General features: G+C 71.4%; 16 protein-coding genes. 11 read left to right on the plus strand and 5 right to left on the minus strand.

Annotated elements, in window-relative coordinates:
- Positions 1-22 precede the first annotated feature (22 nt).
- The gene (locus tag ACQPXS_RS16665; protein WP_433450061.1) at positions 23-1240 is read left to right on the plus strand and encodes an alpha/beta hydrolase; all 1218 of its coding nucleotides are present in this window, start codon (positions 23-25) and stop codon (positions 1238-1240) included.
- Between the two features lie 66 nt (positions 1241-1306).
- On the plus strand, positions 1307-2152 hold the full coding sequence (locus ACQPXS_RS16670; RefSeq protein WP_433450063.1) for a DUF4429 domain-containing protein: 846 nt from the start codon (positions 1307-1309) through the stop codon (positions 2150-2152).
- A 1-nt stretch (position 2153) separates the two neighbouring features.
- On the opposite strand, the gene ACQPXS_RS16675 is transcribed toward ACQPXS_RS16670, so the two are convergent.
- Both ACQPXS_RS16675 and ACQPXS_RS16680 read right to left on the minus strand, forming a co-directional pair.
- Complete coding sequence (locus tag ACQPXS_RS16675; RefSeq protein ID WP_433450064.1) at positions 2154-3170, minus strand: aldo/keto reductase; 1017 nt, start codon at positions 3168-3170, stop codon at positions 2154-2156.
- Positions 3167-3631 (minus strand): MerR family transcriptional regulator, encoded by a 465-nt coding sequence (locus tag ACQPXS_RS16680; RefSeq protein WP_433450066.1) that lies wholly within the window; start codon positions 3629-3631, stop codon positions 3167-3169. The genes ACQPXS_RS16675 and ACQPXS_RS16680 overlap by 4 nt, the downstream gene beginning before the upstream one ends.
- A gap of 97 nt (positions 3632-3728) precedes the next feature.
- Here ACQPXS_RS16680 and ACQPXS_RS16685 point away from each other — a divergent pair, with 97 nt between their 5' ends.
- Positions 3729-4205 carry a GNAT family N-acetyltransferase gene (locus tag ACQPXS_RS16685; protein WP_433450068.1) on the plus strand — a complete coding sequence of 159 codons (477 nt, stop codon included), beginning with the start codon at positions 3729-3731 and terminating at the stop codon, positions 4203-4205.
- Between the two features lie 19 nt (positions 4206-4224).
- Positions 4225-5055, plus strand: coding sequence for a serine hydrolase domain-containing protein (locus ACQPXS_RS16690; protein ID WP_433450069.1), 831 nt, complete (start codon positions 4225-4227; stop codon positions 5053-5055).
- An 18-nt stretch (positions 5056-5073) separates the two neighbouring features.
- Here the strand turns inward: ACQPXS_RS16690 and ACQPXS_RS16695 are convergent, their stop codons facing one another.
- The gene (locus ACQPXS_RS16695) at positions 5074-5727 is read right to left on the minus strand and encodes a pirin family protein (protein WP_365325677.1); all 654 of its coding nucleotides are present in this window, start codon (positions 5725-5727) and stop codon (positions 5074-5076) included.
- Positions 5728-5812: 85 nt separating this feature from the next.
- On the opposite strand from ACQPXS_RS16695, the gene ACQPXS_RS16700 reads away from it, so the two are divergent.
- The 5 genes from ACQPXS_RS16700 to fabF all read left to right on the plus strand — a co-directional run bounded on the left by ACQPXS_RS16700 (position 5813) and on the right by fabF (position 10758).
- Positions 5813-7030, plus strand: a complete 1218-nt coding sequence (locus tag ACQPXS_RS16700) for a PucR family transcriptional regulator (protein ID WP_351798107.1) — start codon at positions 5813-5815, stop codon at positions 7028-7030.
- Positions 7031-7119: 89 nt separating this feature from the next.
- Complete coding sequence (locus ACQPXS_RS16705; RefSeq protein ID WP_433450070.1) at positions 7120-8037, plus strand: ACP S-malonyltransferase; 918 nt, start codon at positions 7120-7122, stop codon at positions 8035-8037.
- Between the two features lie 11 nt (positions 8038-8048).
- Positions 8049-9080 (plus strand): ketoacyl-ACP synthase III, encoded by a 1032-nt coding sequence (locus tag ACQPXS_RS16710; protein ID WP_433450072.1) that lies wholly within the window; start codon positions 8049-8051, stop codon positions 9078-9080.
- An 81-nt stretch (positions 9081-9161) separates the two neighbouring features.
- Positions 9162-9410, plus strand: a complete 249-nt coding sequence (locus ACQPXS_RS16715; RefSeq protein ID WP_018545314.1) for an acyl carrier protein — start codon at positions 9162-9164, stop codon at positions 9408-9410.
- An 85-nt stretch (positions 9411-9495) separates the two neighbouring features.
- Complete coding sequence (fabF, locus tag ACQPXS_RS16720; protein WP_351798102.1) at positions 9496-10758, plus strand: beta-ketoacyl-ACP synthase II; 1263 nt, start codon at positions 9496-9498, stop codon at positions 10756-10758.
- A gap of 77 nt (positions 10759-10835) precedes the next feature.
- Here the strand turns inward: fabF and ACQPXS_RS16725 are convergent, their stop codons facing one another.
- A complete protein-coding gene (locus ACQPXS_RS16725) occupies positions 10836-11330 on the minus strand; it encodes a DUF3145 domain-containing protein (RefSeq protein WP_323374923.1) in 495 nt (164 codons plus the stop codon).
- Between the two features lie 276 nt (positions 11331-11606).
- Here ACQPXS_RS16725 and ACQPXS_RS16730 point away from each other — a divergent pair, with 276 nt between their 5' ends.
- Both ACQPXS_RS16730 and ACQPXS_RS16735 read left to right on the plus strand, forming a co-directional pair.
- The gene (locus tag ACQPXS_RS16730; RefSeq protein WP_433450073.1) at positions 11607-12500 is read left to right on the plus strand and encodes an SGNH/GDSL hydrolase family protein; all 894 of its coding nucleotides are present in this window, start codon (positions 11607-11609) and stop codon (positions 12498-12500) included.
- A 26-nt stretch (positions 12501-12526) separates the two neighbouring features.
- The gene (locus tag ACQPXS_RS16735) at positions 12527-13498 is read left to right on the plus strand and encodes an aldose epimerase family protein (RefSeq protein WP_433450074.1); all 972 of its coding nucleotides are present in this window, start codon (positions 12527-12529) and stop codon (positions 13496-13498) included.
- A gap of 21 nt (positions 13499-13519) precedes the next feature.
- On the opposite strand, the gene ACQPXS_RS16740 is transcribed toward ACQPXS_RS16735, so the two are convergent.
- Positions 13520-14476, minus strand: coding sequence for a hypothetical protein (locus ACQPXS_RS16740; protein WP_433450076.1), 957 nt, complete (start codon positions 14474-14476; stop codon positions 13520-13522).
- Positions 14477-14534 lie beyond the last annotated feature (58 nt).

Consider the following 14534-nt stretch of genomic DNA (forward strand, 5'->3'; position numbering starts at 1 on the left):
GTTCTCCTAGTGTGTCCTCCCAGTGACTTCCTTCGACACCTCCCCGCAACTGAACGTCTGGCGCGCACTGCTGGCGCTGGCCGTGGTGTTCGTGATGCTCGCGACCACCGGCTGGACCGCCCTGCACAGCCACAGGGAGTCGACCGCACTGCAGGCCTCGCTCGCCAAGTGGGAGCACGGCAGCATCCACGGCCTCCATCTGCCGGACCCCAAGGCCGCACCGTCCCTGCTCAGCCGTTTCTTCGCGTCCCTCTCCCCCGAGGACCAGAGCCGTCTCGCCCGCCGCTACCCGCTCACGGTCGGCAACATGAACGGCGCCCCCGTCACCTTGCGCTACCGCGCCAACCACATCGCGCTGGAGCAGCAACGCAAGGTCGAGAGGAAACGCGTGCACGACAGCCGGCTCAGCGCGGCCGGACAGCAGGACGCGGGCCGTCGAATGCACCGCTACGAGGACCTGATGGGCCCCGGCCGGAAGATCCTGGCCTTCGACCCCGAGGGCTCGGGCCGGGTCGCGGAGGTGTTCGGGAACCTGGACAAGGCGCAGCGGATCTCGGTCGTCGTCCCCGGCGTCGACACCGATCTGCTCACCTTCCAGAAGACCAACCGCCAGTACACCGCCCCGGTCGGCATGGCCAAGGCTCTGTACGCGGCGGAGCGCGCACAGAGCCCCGCGACCCGTACGGCCGTGATCGCCTGGGCCGACTACACCTCCCCCGACGGCCTCGGCATGGACGCGGCCACCGGACTGCGCGCCGCGGAGGGCGCCATACGGCTGAACGCGCTGCTGGACGGCCTGCCCGGCCGTGCCCCGGTGACGACGGTCTGCCACAGCTACGGCTCCGTGGTCTGCGGGGTGGCCGCGCACGGCATGCCGCGCCGGGTGACCGACATAGCGGTGGCCGCGAGCCCCGGCATGCGGGTCTCCAGCGCCTCCCACCTGGGCACCACGGCCCGGGTGTGGGCCATGCGGGACGCCAGCGACTGGATCCAGGACGTGCCGTACCTGGAACTGGGCGGGATCGGGCACGGCGCGGATCCCGTGTCCTCGGCGTTCGGCGCGCGGGTGCTGTCCGCCCGGGACGCGCAGGGCCACGCCGGCTACTTCCAGCCGGGCACGGACAGCCTGCGCAACCTCGCCGACGTGGCGGTCGGGGCCTACGACGCGGTGACGTGCGCACGCGAGAACGACCTGTGCCAGGCCGGTGTGCCCGGCACCACCACGGCCGGACGCGCGTAGAAACAGCAGGAAGTGCGGTCTGCGCGGGTGGCGACGGAGGAGCACGTGCCGCATACGATGAGCCGCATGGGTGACGTACTGGCGGGATTTCATGCCGTCTGGGAGTTCGAGTCCGACTCCGTGCTCATCCGTTACGAACGGGGGATTCGAACACCGAAGCTGTTCCAGGCACTCGGGGAACGGCGGATCCCGCTGTCCGCGGTCAAGGGCGTGACGCTCTCCCCGGGCAGGCGCGGCACCGTCGTGCTGCGGCTGCTGCCGCGCGCCGGAGCGGATCCGCTGATGGAGGCGGCGGCCGGGCAGCTGAAGGAGGGCTCCGACCCGTACCGGCTGGTGCTGCCGGCCGAGCGGGAGACGCTCGCGGAGTACTACGCCGACGAACTGAAGGGCCTGTTGACCGAGTCCGGGCCCGCCGACCGCCATCTGGTGACCGCGCCCGAGGCGCCGCTGTCGTTCAAGGCGTACGACGGGAAGGCGAGTTTCGACGGTACGGCCGTGCAGTTCCGCTGGTCCTGGACGGGCGCGTCCTCGGCGAAGTGGAAGGCCGGCGACCAGAGCTTTCCGGTCACCCAGCTGAGCGGGGTGGAGTGGCGGTCGCCCGAGGTGTTCGAGGGACATCTGCGACTGGTCCGGCGCTCGGCCGAGTCGGCCGCCGTGCAGCCCGATCAGGATCCGGCGACCGTCGTCTTCGGGCTGGGGTACGGCCCGGTGCACGAGTCGCTGCCGTTCGCCGCGGCGGTCCTTGCGGCCGTACGCACGCGGGGGCCGGTACCCGCGGTACCGGCCCCGTCACGGCGCGACCCCGCGGACATCGCCGAACGGATCCGGCACCTCGGGGAGTTGCATCAGGCCGGGTTGGTCACCGACGAGGAGTTCTCCTCGAAGAAGGCCGAACTCCTGGCGGAACTCTGAGCTACTCGCGGCCCGCGGAGGTGAACGTCATGTCCGCGTAGCGCCCGCCCGCCACCTTGCCCGCGATCGGCTCCAGTCGGGACAGTTCCTCGTCGCCGAGCACGATCGCCGTCGCCGCCACGTTCTCCTCCACCCGGTTCGGCTTGCGGGTGCCCGGGATGGGGACCACCGGGAGGGCGTCGATCGTCGCCCGCTGCTGCACCCAGGCCAGGGCGATCTGGCCGAGAGTGGCGCCGTGGGCCTCGGCGATCGCCCGGATCGGCTCCAGGAGGGCGGCGTTGGCCGCCGCGTTGGCGCCGGTGAAGCGGGGCTGTTGACGGCGGAAGTCGTCGGCCGTGAGCTCCTGTTCGGCGTCGGTGAAGGAGCCGGTGAGGAAGCCGCGGCCGAGCGGCGAGTACGGCACCAGGGTCACTCCCAGGTCCCGCGCGGCCGGCACGACCTTCGCCTCGATGTCCCGGCTGAACAGGGACCACTCCGACTGCACGGCCGCGATCGGGTGCACGGCGTGCGCGGCGCGCAGCTCGTCGGCGGTGACCTCGCTCAGCCCGAGGTGCTTGACCTTGCCCTCGCGCACCAGCTCCGCCATCGTGCCGACGGTCTCCTCGATGGGGACGTTCACATCGCGGCGGTGCATGTAGTAGAGGTCGATCACGTCGACGTCGAGCCGCTTCAGGCTGGCCTCGACGGCCTCGCGGATGTACGGCGCGTCGTTGCGGATGATCCGCCTGGTCGGGTCGTCCTCGGGGATCGACAGGGCGAACTTGGTGGCGATGACCACCTCGTCGCGGTGCGCCTTGAAGAAGGGGGAGAGGAACCGCTCGTTCTCGCCCGCGCCGTAGGCGTCCGCCGTGTCGTACAGCGTCACGCCCAGCTCCAGCGCCCGCTCCAGCGCGGCGCGCGCCTGGCCGGCGTCCGTGGGGCCGTACGCGAAGCTCATGCCCATGCAGCCGAGGCCCTGTACGCCGACCTCCGGGCCGTCCTGGCCGAGCCGTGCCGTCGGGATCCTGGCGTCGGTCATCGGGTGGTCCCCTCCATCCCGTAGAAGCTGATCTTGCGGTCGAGAACGGCGAGCGTGTCCTGCAGTTCGGCGATCCGGTTCAGGACGTCCCGGCGGGTCGACTCCAGCAGCTCCCGCCGTTCCCCGTAGGTGCTCTCGCCCTCCCGGACCAGTTCCGCGTACCGGACCATGTCCGCCACCGGCATGCCGGTCAGCCGCAGCTTGGTCACGAAGTCCAGCCAGTCCAGGTCGCGGTTGCTGTAGCGCCGCTGACCGGTGTGCGAGCGGTCGACGTGCGGCATCAGGCCGATCCGCTCGTACCAGCGCAGGGTGTGCGCGGTGAGGCCGGTGAAGGCGACGACCTCGCTGATCGTGTAGCGGTCCTGGCCGTCGGGGCGTGGATGGCGTCGGGGCGGGGCGGCGCAGATGTCTGCGGGGGCCGTGCGCGCGGTGTCGGCTGGCGTGGTCTGCATCACCGTCATGGCCTCCACGCTATGGGGTTGGAGTGCACTCCAAGCAAGCGGATCCGGTAAGAAATCCGCGGGACGCGGGCCGGGGCGCCTGACTAACGTGCGGCGCATGAGTCTTGCACGCCGGGCCCTGCCCGAGGACGCCGAAGAACTGCTGCGTCTGCGGCAGGTGATGATCGACTCTCTGTGGACCGCGGGAGGCGGCGGGCCGACGGACTGGCATGCCGAGTCGCTGCCGACGCTGCGCAAGCGGCTGGCCGAGCCGGACGGTGACTTCGTCGCCTTCGTCGTGGACCATCCAGACCGGCCCGGGGCGCTGGCCGCGCTGGTGGCCGGAACGCTGGAGTACCGCATCGGGAAGTCGGGGAATCCGCACGGGCGGGTCGGGCACGTCTTCAGCGTCGCGACCGACCCGGACGCCCGGCGGCGCGGGTACGCGCGCGCGGCCATGGAGGAGCTGCTCGCCTGGTTCCGGGAGCGTGGCGCGGGCCACGTCCTGCTGAACGCCTCCCCGGAGGCCGAGCCGCTGTACGCCTCCCTCGGCTTCACCCGTGACCCGGACCCGTCGATGCGGTTGCTGCTGTGAGCCGCATAGGCTCGGTGGCATGTCGTTGAACAGCCTGACCAGCCTGGCGTCGATCGAGAACTGGCCCGTCCCCACCGCGGCGGCGGGTGTCGTACGAGCCGACGGGACCGTCCTCGGCACGCACGGACCCGTCGGGCACCGCTTTCCGCTCGCCTCGGTCACCAAGCCGCTGGCCGCGTATGCGGCGCTGGTCGCGTACGAGGAGGGCGCGATCGAGCTGGACGAGCCGGCCGGGCCGCCCGGCTCGACCGTCCGCCACCTCCTCGCGCACACCTCCGGGCTGGCCTTCGACGAGCACAGGGCGATGGCGCCTGCCGGCGAGCGCCGTCTCTACTCCAACGCCGGGTTCGAGCAGCTCGGGGACCACATCGCCAAGGCGACGGACATTCCGTTCGCCGAGTATCTGCGGCAGGCCGTGCTGGATCCGCTGGGCATGACGTCGACGACGCTGGAGGGCTCGCCCGCGAAGGACGCGGTGTCCACGGTCTCGGACCTGCTGCGGTTCGCGGCGGAGGTGCAGGCGCCGCGGCTGCTGGATCCGCGGACGGTCGCGGAGGCGATGAGCGTGCAGTACCCGGGGACGAAGGGCGTGCTTCCGGGATACGGCCACCAGAACCCGAACGACTGGGGCCTGGGCTTCGAGATCCGCGACTCCAAGTCACCCCATTGGACGGGGAGTTCCTCCTCCCCGCGTACCTTCGGGCACTTCGGGCAGTCGGGTACGTTCCTGTGGATCGACCCGGACGCGGGAGTCGCCGGTGCCGCCCTGACGGACAGGGCGTTCGGGCCCTGGGCGATCGAGGCGTGGCCGGTGTTCACGGACGCGGTGCTGGCGGAACTGCGCGGCTGAGGACCGCGGGAGCGTCCCCTACTCCCCCATCTCCCACAGCAGCACTTCCGCCGGCGTGGCCGCCACCGCCTCCCAGCCCTCCGCCCCGGTGATCCGTGCCGAGTCGCCCGCGGCCAGTCGTTCCGCGCCCAGCCGGACGGCACCCCGCACCACGTGCACATAGACGAACGCGGCGTCCGGGACCGCCGTGCGCTCCCCCGCCGTCAGACGCCGTACGTGCAGCATCGCTCCCGCCCCCGGTACCGCGTACGGCGTGGAGTCTGCTATCCCCGGGATGATCTGGTACGACGGCTCCCCGCCCGGCTCCCGTGGGGCCAGCCACATCTGGAGGAAGGTGAGCGGCGACGACCCGTCGTTGCGCTCCACGTGGCGGACGCCCGCCGCGGCGCTGAGGTGCTGGACGTCACCGGCCCGGACCTTCGTCTCGTGGCCGGTGGAGTCGCGGTGGGTCAGTTCCCCCTCGACGACCCAGGTGACGATCTCGGTGTGGCTGTGGGGGTGTTCGTCGAAGCCGGCACCGGGCGCGAGCCGCTCCTCGTTGCAGGCGATGACCGCGCCGAAGCGGAGGTTGCCGGGGTCGTAGTGGGGGCCGAAGGAAAAGGCGTGCCACGACTCGATCCCGGCCTCCGGCTCGCCCCCTGGGTAGCGCTCGTCCGCGCGCCGTACGTCCATCACGCGCACCACGGTAGACCCCGCCTCGAGGGCCGAGCCCGACCCGGCGGCACGCACCGGCGTCCCGATAAGGCAGTCTTGTCCCGTGCCCGAACCCGAATCCCGCAGCAACGAGCCCCACGCCGGTCACCACGCACTCGACGTCCACCCGCACGCCGCGACCCTCCGGCGGCTGGAGAAGTCCTCCGGTTCTCTCGCCGCACAGGCCATCGCGCGGATGGACGAGACCCTGCCGTGGTACCGGGCCATGCCCCCGGAGAACCGTTCCTGGATCGGGCTCGTGGCCCAGGCGGGCATCGCGGCCTTCACCGAGTGGTTCCGGCACCCGGACGCTCCCCAGGCGATCTCCACGGACGTGTTCGGCACCGCGCCGCGCGAGCTGACCCGGGCCATCACGCTGCGGCAGACCGTGGAGATGGTGCGGACCACCATCGAGGTCATGGAGTCGGCGATCGACGAGGTGGCCGCGCCCGGTGACGAGAGCGTGCTGCGGGAGGCGCTGCTCGTGTACGCCCGGGAGATCGCCTTCGCCACCGCGCAGGTCTACGCGCAGGCCGCCGAGGCACGCGGTGCCTGGGACGCGCGGCTGGAGTCGCTGGTGGTCAACGCCGTGCTGAGCGGGGAGGCGGACGAAGGGGCCGTCAGCCGGGCCGCCGCGCTCGGCTGGAACTCGCCGGAGCACGTGTGTGTCGTGCTCGGGACCGCGCCCGACGGGGACAGCGAGCTGACCGTCGAGGCCATCCGGCGGGCCGCCCGGCATGCCAAGCTCCAGGTGCTCACCGGGGTGCTCGGGGACCGGCTCGTCGTCATCGCGGGCGGCAGTTCCAATCCGCTCGCCGTCGCCAGGTCACTGATCGGGCCCTTTGCCGCGGGGCCGGTGGTCGCGGGGCCCGTCGTACCCGATCTGCTGGCCGCCACGCGGTCCGCGCAGGCCGCCGCCGCGGGCCTGAAGGCGTGTTCCGCCTGGCAGGACGCGCCCCGGCCGGTGCTGGCGGACGATCTCCTGCCGGAGCGCGCGATCGCGGGCGATCCGAGCGCCCGCGAGCAGTTGGTGGAGGAGATCTACAGACCTCTCGAAGAGGCCGGTTCGGCACTGCTGGAAACCCTGAGTGTCTATCTGGAACAGGCGAGCAGCCTGGAAGGCGCGGCCCGGATGCTCTTCGTTCACCCGAACACCGTGCGCTACCGGCTCCGACGTGTGACAGACGTCACCGGTTGGTCCCCTTCGGATGTACGATCCGCCTTCACGCTGCGAATCGCGCTCATCCTGGGGCGTCTGGTCGACGGCGAACCCTCGGCATAGGGTTTTGTCGGGGGCCCACAAAAGCCCTTCGTGTTCTTCGTCCCTGTCCTCACGGGCGGCTGTGCCCGTCCCCAAGAGAGAGTGTGAGAGTGCTCGTACTCGTCGCTCCCGGCCAGGGCGCCCAGACGCCCGGCTTCCTGACTCCCTGGCTCGAACTGCCCGGCGCCGCCGACCGCGTCGCCGCCTGGTCGGACGCCATCGGCCTTGACCTGGTCCACCACGGCACCCAGGCCGACGCCGACGCCATCCGTGACACCGCGGTGGCCCAGCCGCTGCTGGTCGCCGCCGGGATCCTGTCCGCCGCGGCACTGGGTGACATTTCCCCGGACGCCGTGGCCGGCCACAGCGTAGGCGAGATCACGGCCGCCGCCTTCGCGGGCGTTCTGGACGACACCTCCGCCCTGGGCCTGGTCCGCAAGCGGGGTCTGGCGATGGCCGACGCCGCCGCGGTCACCGCGACCGGCATGTCGGCACTGCTCGGCGGCGACCCCGAGACCTCCGTGGCGCACCTGGAGAAGCTGGGCCTGACCCCGGCGAACATCAACGGCGCGGGCCAGATCGTCGCCGCGGGCACGCTGGAACAGCTGGCCGCGCTGGAGGAGGACAAGCCCGAGGGCGTCCGCAAGGTCGTCGCGCTGAAGGTCGCCGGCGCCTTCCACACCCACCACATGGCGCCCGCCGTCGAGACGCTGGCCAAGGCCGCCGCGGACCTGGACCCGGCCGACCCGAAGGTCCGTTATGTCTCCAACAAGGACGGCCGGGCCGTCGCCACGGGCGCCGAGGTGCTGGACCGGCTGGTCGGCCAGGTCGCCAACCCCGTGCGCTGGGACCTGTGCATGGAGACCTTCAAGGAGCTGGGCGTCACCGCGCTCATCGAGGTGTGCCCGGGCGGTACGCTCACCGGCCTGGCCAAGCGGGCGCTGCCCGGCGTCGCGACGCTGGCCCTGAAGACCCCCGACGATCTCGAAGCGGCCCGCGCGCTCATCACCGAGCACGCCGGCGCCTGAAGGAGCCGTACATGGCGAAGATCAAGCCCAGCAAGGGCGCCCCGTATGCGCGCATCCTCGGCGTCGGCGGCTACCGGCCGACGCGGGTGGTGCCCAACGAGGTGATCCTCGAGAAGATCGACTCCTCCGACGAGTGGATCCGCTCGCGCTCCGGCATCGAGACCCGGCACTGGGCCGGCCCCGAGGAGACCGTGGCCGCGATGGCGATCGAGGCCTCCGGCAAGGCGATCGCGGCCGCCGGCATCGGCGCCGAGCAGATCGGTGCCGTGGTCGTCTCGACGGTCTCGCACTTCAGCCAGACCCCGGCCATCGCCACCGAGATCGCCGACAAGCTGGGCACCGACAAGGCCGCGGCCTTCGACATCTCGGCCGGCTGCGCGGGCTTCGGCTACGGCCTGACCCTCGCCAAGGGCATGGTGGTGGAAGGTTCCGCCGACTACGTGCTCGTGATCGGCGTGGAGCGGCTCAGCGACCTGACCGACCTGGAGGACCGGGCCACGGCCTTCCTGTTCGGCGACGGCGCCGGCGCGGTCGTCGTCGGTCCCTCGCAGGAGCCGGCGATCGGCCCGACCGTGTGGGGCTCCGAGGGCGACAAGGCCGAGACGATCAAGCAGACCGTCCCCTGGGACCGGTTCCGGCTCGGCGACCTGTCCGAGCTGCCGCTCGACAGCGACGGCAACATCAAGTTCCCCGCCATCACGCAGGAGGGCCAGGCGGTGTTCCGCTGGGCCGTGTTCGAGATGGCGAAGGTCGCCCAGCAGGCGCTGGACGCGGCCGGGATCAGCCCGGAAGAGCTGGACGTCTTCATCCCGCACCAGGCCAACGTGCGGATCATCGACTCGATGGTGAAGACCCTCAAACTGCCGGAGCACGTCACGGTCGCCCGTGACATCCGCACCACCGGCAACACCTCGGCCGCCTCGATTCCGCTCGCGATGGAGCGGCTCCTGGCGACCGGGGAGGCGAAGAGCGGCGACACCGCGCTCGTCATCGGATTCGGGGCGGGTCTCGTCTACGCCGCAACGGTCGTTACCCTCCCCTAGGCACTCCGTGCCGGATCTCGGGATCGGGCACGGCAACAATTGCCACAAACCGTCTGGAACATCGAAGAAGGAGCGCCTGACATGGCCGCCACTCAGGAAGAGATCGTCGCCGGTCTCGCCGAGATCGTGAACGAGATCGCCGGGATCCCCACCGAGGACGTCCAGCTGGACAAGTCCTTCACCGACGACCTGGACGTCGACTCGCTGTCCATGGTCGAGGTCGTCGTCGCCGCCGAGGAGCGCTTCGACGTGAAGATCCCGGACGAGGACGTCAAGAACCTCAAGACCGTCGGCGACGCGACCGACTACATCCTTAAGCACCAGGCCTGAGCCACCCCTTAGGCCCTTGGCTGCAAGGCCCCGCCACCCGGCGGTGGCGCCGTAGAATCCCGCATCCGTTGGAGAAAGAATTCCCGTGAGCCCGACCAATCGCACCGTGGTCGTCACCGGTATCGGCGCAACCACACCGCTGGGTGGCGACGCAGCTTCGTTCTGGGAGGCCCTGGTCGCCGGCAAGTCCGGCGTCGGCCTTCTGGAGCAGGAGTGGGCGGCCGACCTGCCGGTCCGCATCGCAGCGCAGATCGCCGTCGAGCCGGGCGAGATCATCCCCCGGCCGCAGGCCCGCAAGCTGGACCGCTCGGCGCAGTTCGCGCTGATCGCCGCTCAGGAGGCCTGGAAGGACGCCGGCTTCACCGCCAGGGCCGGTGAGGACGCGTCCGTGAACCCCGACCGTCTCGGTGCGGTCATCGCCTCCGGCATCGGCGGCGTGACGACGCTCCTGGACCAGTACGACATCCTCCGGGAGAAGGGCGTACGCCGCGTCTCCCCGCACACCGTGCCGATGCTCATGCCCAACTCCCCGGCGGCCAACGTCGGCATCGAGCTGGGTGCCCGCGCCGGTGTGCACACCCCGGTCTCGGCCTGCGCCTCGGGCGCGGAGGCCATCGGGTACGCGATCGAGATGATCCGCACCGGGCGTGCGGACGTGGTCGTGGCCGGTGGTACCGAGGCCGCCATCCACCCGCTGCCGATCGCCGCGTTCGGCAACATGATGGCGATGTCCAAGAACAACGACGACCCGCAGGGCGCCTCCCGTCCCTACGACTCCGGCCGTGACGGTTTCGTGCTCGGTGAGGGCGCCGGTGTGATCGTCCTGGAGTCCGAGGAGCACGCCAAGGCCCGCGGCGCCCGGATCTACGTCGAGGCCGTCGGCCAGGGCATCTCCGCCGACAGCCACCACATCACGCAGCCGGAGCCGTCCGGCAACGGGATCGCGCACGCGCTGCAGAACCTGCTGGACAACACGGACCTGAAGCCGGCCGAGATCGTGCATGTGAACGCGCACGCCACGTCGACGCCGCAGGGCGACGTGGCCGAGATCAAGGCGCTGCGCAAGGTGTTCGGCGACGACGTCGACCACATGGCGATCTCCGCGACGAAGTCGATGACCGGTCACCTGCTGGGTGGTGCCGGTGGCATCGAGACCGTGGCGTCGATCCTGGCGCTGGTCAACCGTACGGCTCCGCCGACCATCAACATCGGCGAGCTCGACCCCGAGGTCAACGCGGACGTCGTGCGCGACGAGGCGCGGGTCCTCCCCGAGGGGCGTGTCGCCGTGCTGAACGACTCGTTCGGCTTCGGCGGGCACAACGTGGTCCTGGCGTTCCGGACGATCTGAGAACGTGGGAAAGGGCCCCTGCCGAGCGGCAGGGGCCCTTTCTCGTGCCCGGATACGGAGAATCCCGGTGGGAGAACTCACACCACCTGGTGCAGCCAACGCACCGGTGCGCCCTCGCCGGCGTACCGGAACGGCTCCAGTTCGTCGTCCCACGGCTTGCCCAGGAGCTTGGCGATCTCCGCCTCCAGGTCGGTCTCGCCGCGCTGGGAGCGGATCAGGGCCGCGCGCAGGCGGTCCTCGGGGATGAGGATGTCGCCGTGGATGCCGGTGACGGCGTGGAAGATGCCGAGGTCGGGCGTGCAGCTGTAGCGCTCGCCCTCGGCGGTCGGGCAGGGCTCGGCCGTGACCTCGAAGCGGAGCAGGTGCCAGCCGCGCAGGGCCGAGGCCAGCTTGGAGGCCGTACCGGCCTCACCCTGCCAGGAGAACTCCGAGCGCCAGGTGCCGGGGGCCGCGGGCTGCCGGATCCAGTCGAGGTTGACGCGCGTGCCGAGCACCCCGGCGACGGCCCACTCGACGTGCGGGCACAGCGCGCGCGGCGCGGAGTGCACGTACAGAACTCCACGTGTCGTCACCGGAACCTCCGGGCAGAGCGGGACATCTTGCGGACTGACTGGCGGCAGCGGCACGAGGGCCGCGTTGATGGCGAGGCTACCCTGCGGCGGTGCAAGGAGTGTGACGTACCGTCGGTCCCGGCGTCAGGAAACCTCCGCCATTCACCCAGGGGGACGCTTGTACGGGGGTGCTCCGTTCCAGGGCGCCCGTCCGGGAACCCTCGCGCGTTGTTATGGGAGGGAGCACAGACCACGACCCGGTGGCGCCGGGTTCGACGACGAGGGGATCAGCAGGGGATGCGGAAGCCGAGCAGCCGTACGCGTGCCGCTCTCAGCCTCGTGGCGGCCGCTTTGCTGGGGGTCGCCGGGTGCGACACCGGCGCCGGGAGTGCGCCCGCCCCGGAGGGCACCAAGGCGCGAGCGGCCAGACCCGCGCCGGTGTGGAACCGCAGCCCCGACTCCATCGCCGCGGTCGGCGACTCCATCACCCGCGGCTTCGACGCGTGCACGGTGCTGTCGGACTGCCCCGAGGTGTCCTGGGCGACCGGCAGCGACTCCGCGGTGGACAGCCTGGCGGTGCGGCTGCTCGGGGTCACGGGCGCGGCGGAGCGCAGCTGGAACTACGCGGTGACCGGCGCCCGTATGGCGGACCTGCCCGAGCAGATGGCGCAGGCGGCGGCGCGCGACCCGCAGTTGGTGACGGTGATGGTGGGCGCGAACGACGCCTGCCGCTCCTCGGCGCGAGCCATGACCTCGGTGGCCGGCTTCCGCGCGGACTTCGAGGAGGCGCTGCGCACCCTGCGCGCGGCGTCGCCGAGGACGCAGGTGTACGTGGCGAGCGTGCCGAACCTGAAGCGGCTGTGGTCCGAAGGGCGGACCAATCCGCTGGGCAAGGAGGTGTGGAAGCTCGGCATCTGCCCGTCGATGCTGTCCGACGCGGACGATCTGACCAGCGCGGCCATGCTGCGCCGGGACCGGGTGCAGCAGCGGGTGGTGGAGTACAACGAGGTGCTGAAGGAGGTCTGCGCCAAGGACAGCCGCTGCCGCTTCGACGGGGGCGCGGTCTACGACTACCGCTTCGGCACCGACCAGCTCAGCCGCTGGGACTGGTTCCATCCCAGCAAGGACGGTCAGGCGCGGCTCGCGGCGATCGCGTACCGGACGATCACCGCGGCCAATCCGGTGGGCTAGGACAGGCGTCGCCTACTGTTTTCCACATGAGCGAACTTTTCGGCACACTTTCCGACGGCACCGAGGTCCACCGCTGGACGCTGGAGCGTGCCGGGACACGCGTGGAGGTCCTGACGTACGGCGGGATCGTGCGGTCGGTCCAGGTGCCGGACCGGGAGGGCCGGACGGCGAACGTGGTGCTGGGCTTCCCGGACCTGGAGGGCTATGTCACGCACCCGGAGCCGTACCTCGGCGCGCTGATCGGCCGGTACGCCAACCGGATCGCGCACGCCCGCTTCCCGCTGGACGGCACGGTCTACGCCCTGGAGCCGAACAACGGCCCGAACTCCCTGCACGGCGGCAGGGCCGGCTTCGACAAGCGGGTGTGGGCCGCGGAGCCCGTCGAGCACGGGGTACGGCTGAGCCGGGTGAGCCCGCACGGCGAGGAGGGCTTCCCGGGCCGCCTGGACGTGACGGCGACCTACGCCCTGGACGCATCCGGCGCGCTGCGGATCGCCTACGAGGCGGTCACGGACGCGCCGACCGTGATCAACCTCACCAACCACAGCTACTTCAGCCTGGCCGGAGCGGGCCATGCGGGCGGATACGAACTGCGGCTCGCCGCCTCCCGTTACATCCCGGTCGACGCGGACCTGATCCCGACGGGCGCCCTGGAGGACGTCACCGGCTCCCGCTTCGACTTCCGCACCTCCCGCAAGGTCGGCTCGGGCTACGACCACAACTTCGCCTTGGACAAGGGCGTGACGGCCACCCCGGAGGAGGTCGCCGAGCTCCACGACCCGGCCTCCGGCCGCACCCTGACCGTGGCGACCACCGAGCCGGGCCTCCAGCTGTACACCGCCGACCACCTCGGCGAACCGTTCGCCCCGGGCGACGGCATCGCCCTGGAGACCCAGCACTTCCCGGACTCCCCGAACCGCCCGGAGTTTCCGAGCACGGTGCTCAGGCCGGGCGAGGTGTTCCGCTCGGAGACGGTGTACGGGTTCGGGGTCCGCTAGCGGCGGACGGCCGACGGCGCCTCACGCCTCCCCCCGCATCCGCTTGGCCGCCCTGCCCAGCAGGGACATCGCACCGCCGCAGACCAGCAGCGTCAGGCCCCCGCCCACGACCGGCCCGATCGAGGCTCCCTTGATCCCTTCCCCCGTAACCGTCATGGCCAGCAGGAAGATGATCGAGTACAGGCTCCGCCCCACCTTCGCCCCGGCCGGAATCACCTGGAGCAGCTGAGGAATGGTCGTCACGGCGGCCACAGCCATCCCGAAGGGCAGGGCCGCGCCCAGCATCAGCGCGCCGAAGCCCAGCGAGTTGCCGTAGGCGCCCCAGCCCGCGCCCTTGTAGAGCAGGTAGCCGGTCGCGGCGAGGGACAGCAGGACCAGCAGGCCGTTGAGATAGGCGGCCTGCGTGGCGGCCTTGCGGGCGCCCGGCAGATGCGCGGCCGGGGAACGCCAGGCGTCCGCCGTGATGAGCCGCAGCTGCCGCTTGAGGGCCTGCATCTGCATCAGCGAGAAGACACCGAAGGCCAGCAGGGCCAGTCCGGCGAGCGCCGCGACGAATCCGAGGGGCTTTTGGGTGATGCCGTAGTGGACCCCGCCGAAGGTGAGCGGAATGCCGAGCACCATGCCGTAGGCCATGGGCTTGGACTTCGCCTGGATCCTCAGCGCCAGGTCACGCTGGGCGGGGGTGAGGTTCGGGTCCAGCCGCATCCGGCCCTCGCCGATGTGCTGGGCGGGCGGCTGCGGGGACTGCTGCGGCGGGTACGGCTGCTGCGGCGGGTAGGGCTGGTGGGGCGGGTACGGCTGCTGCGGCGGGTAGGGCTGGTGGGGCGGGTACGGCTGCTGCGGGTACCCCTGTGGCGGGTACGGCTGCTGTGGCGGGTACGGCTGCTGCGGATACGGCTGTTGGTGCTGCGGCGGCTGCCCGTACGGCCCCGTCGGCTGCTGCCGGCCGTACGGCCCCGGCTGCTGGCCTGGATACACGATGTCTCTCCCCCGTGCCGTGCCCGGTGTCTTCCGGTGTTCGCGGGCCGGGAGTCTG

The sequence above is a fragment of the Streptomyces sp. CA-142005 genome, assembly GCF_050942335.1.
In the GTDB taxonomy this organism is placed as follows: Bacteria; Actinomycetota; Actinomycetes; order Streptomycetales; family Streptomycetaceae; genus Streptomyces.

Coding starts and splice junctions, on each gene's coding strand:
- ACQPXS_RS16735 (WP_433450074.1), top strand. CDS start 12,527: ATGAGCGAACTTTTCGGCACACTTTCCGACGGCACCGAGGTCCACCGC.
- ACQPXS_RS16695 (WP_365325677.1), bottom strand. CDS start 5,727: ATGGACGTACGGCGCGCGGACGAGCGCTACCCAGGGGGCGAGCCGGAG.
- ACQPXS_RS16690 (WP_433450069.1), top strand. CDS start 4,225: ATGTCGTTGAACAGCCTGACCAGCCTGGCGTCGATCGAGAACTGGCCC.
- ACQPXS_RS16675 (WP_433450064.1), bottom strand. CDS start 3,170: ATGACCGACGCCAGGATCCCGACGGCACGGCTCGGCCAGGACGGCCCG.
- ACQPXS_RS16670 (WP_433450063.1), top strand. CDS start 1,307: ATGGGTGACGTACTGGCGGGATTTCATGCCGTCTGGGAGTTCGAGTCC.
- ACQPXS_RS16685 (WP_433450068.1), top strand. CDS start 3,729: ATGAGTCTTGCACGCCGGGCCCTGCCCGAGGACGCCGAAGAACTGCTG.
- ACQPXS_RS16715 (WP_018545314.1), top strand. CDS start 9,162: ATGGCCGCCACTCAGGAAGAGATCGTCGCCGGTCTCGCCGAGATCGTG.
- ACQPXS_RS16680 (WP_433450066.1), bottom strand. CDS start 3,631: ATGACGGTGATGCAGACCACGCCAGCCGACACCGCGCGCACGGCCCCC.
- ACQPXS_RS16710 (WP_433450072.1), top strand. CDS start 8,049: ATGGCGAAGATCAAGCCCAGCAAGGGCGCCCCGTATGCGCGCATCCTC.
- ACQPXS_RS16730 (WP_433450073.1), top strand. CDS start 11,607: ATGCGGAAGCCGAGCAGCCGTACGCGTGCCGCTCTCAGCCTCGTGGCG.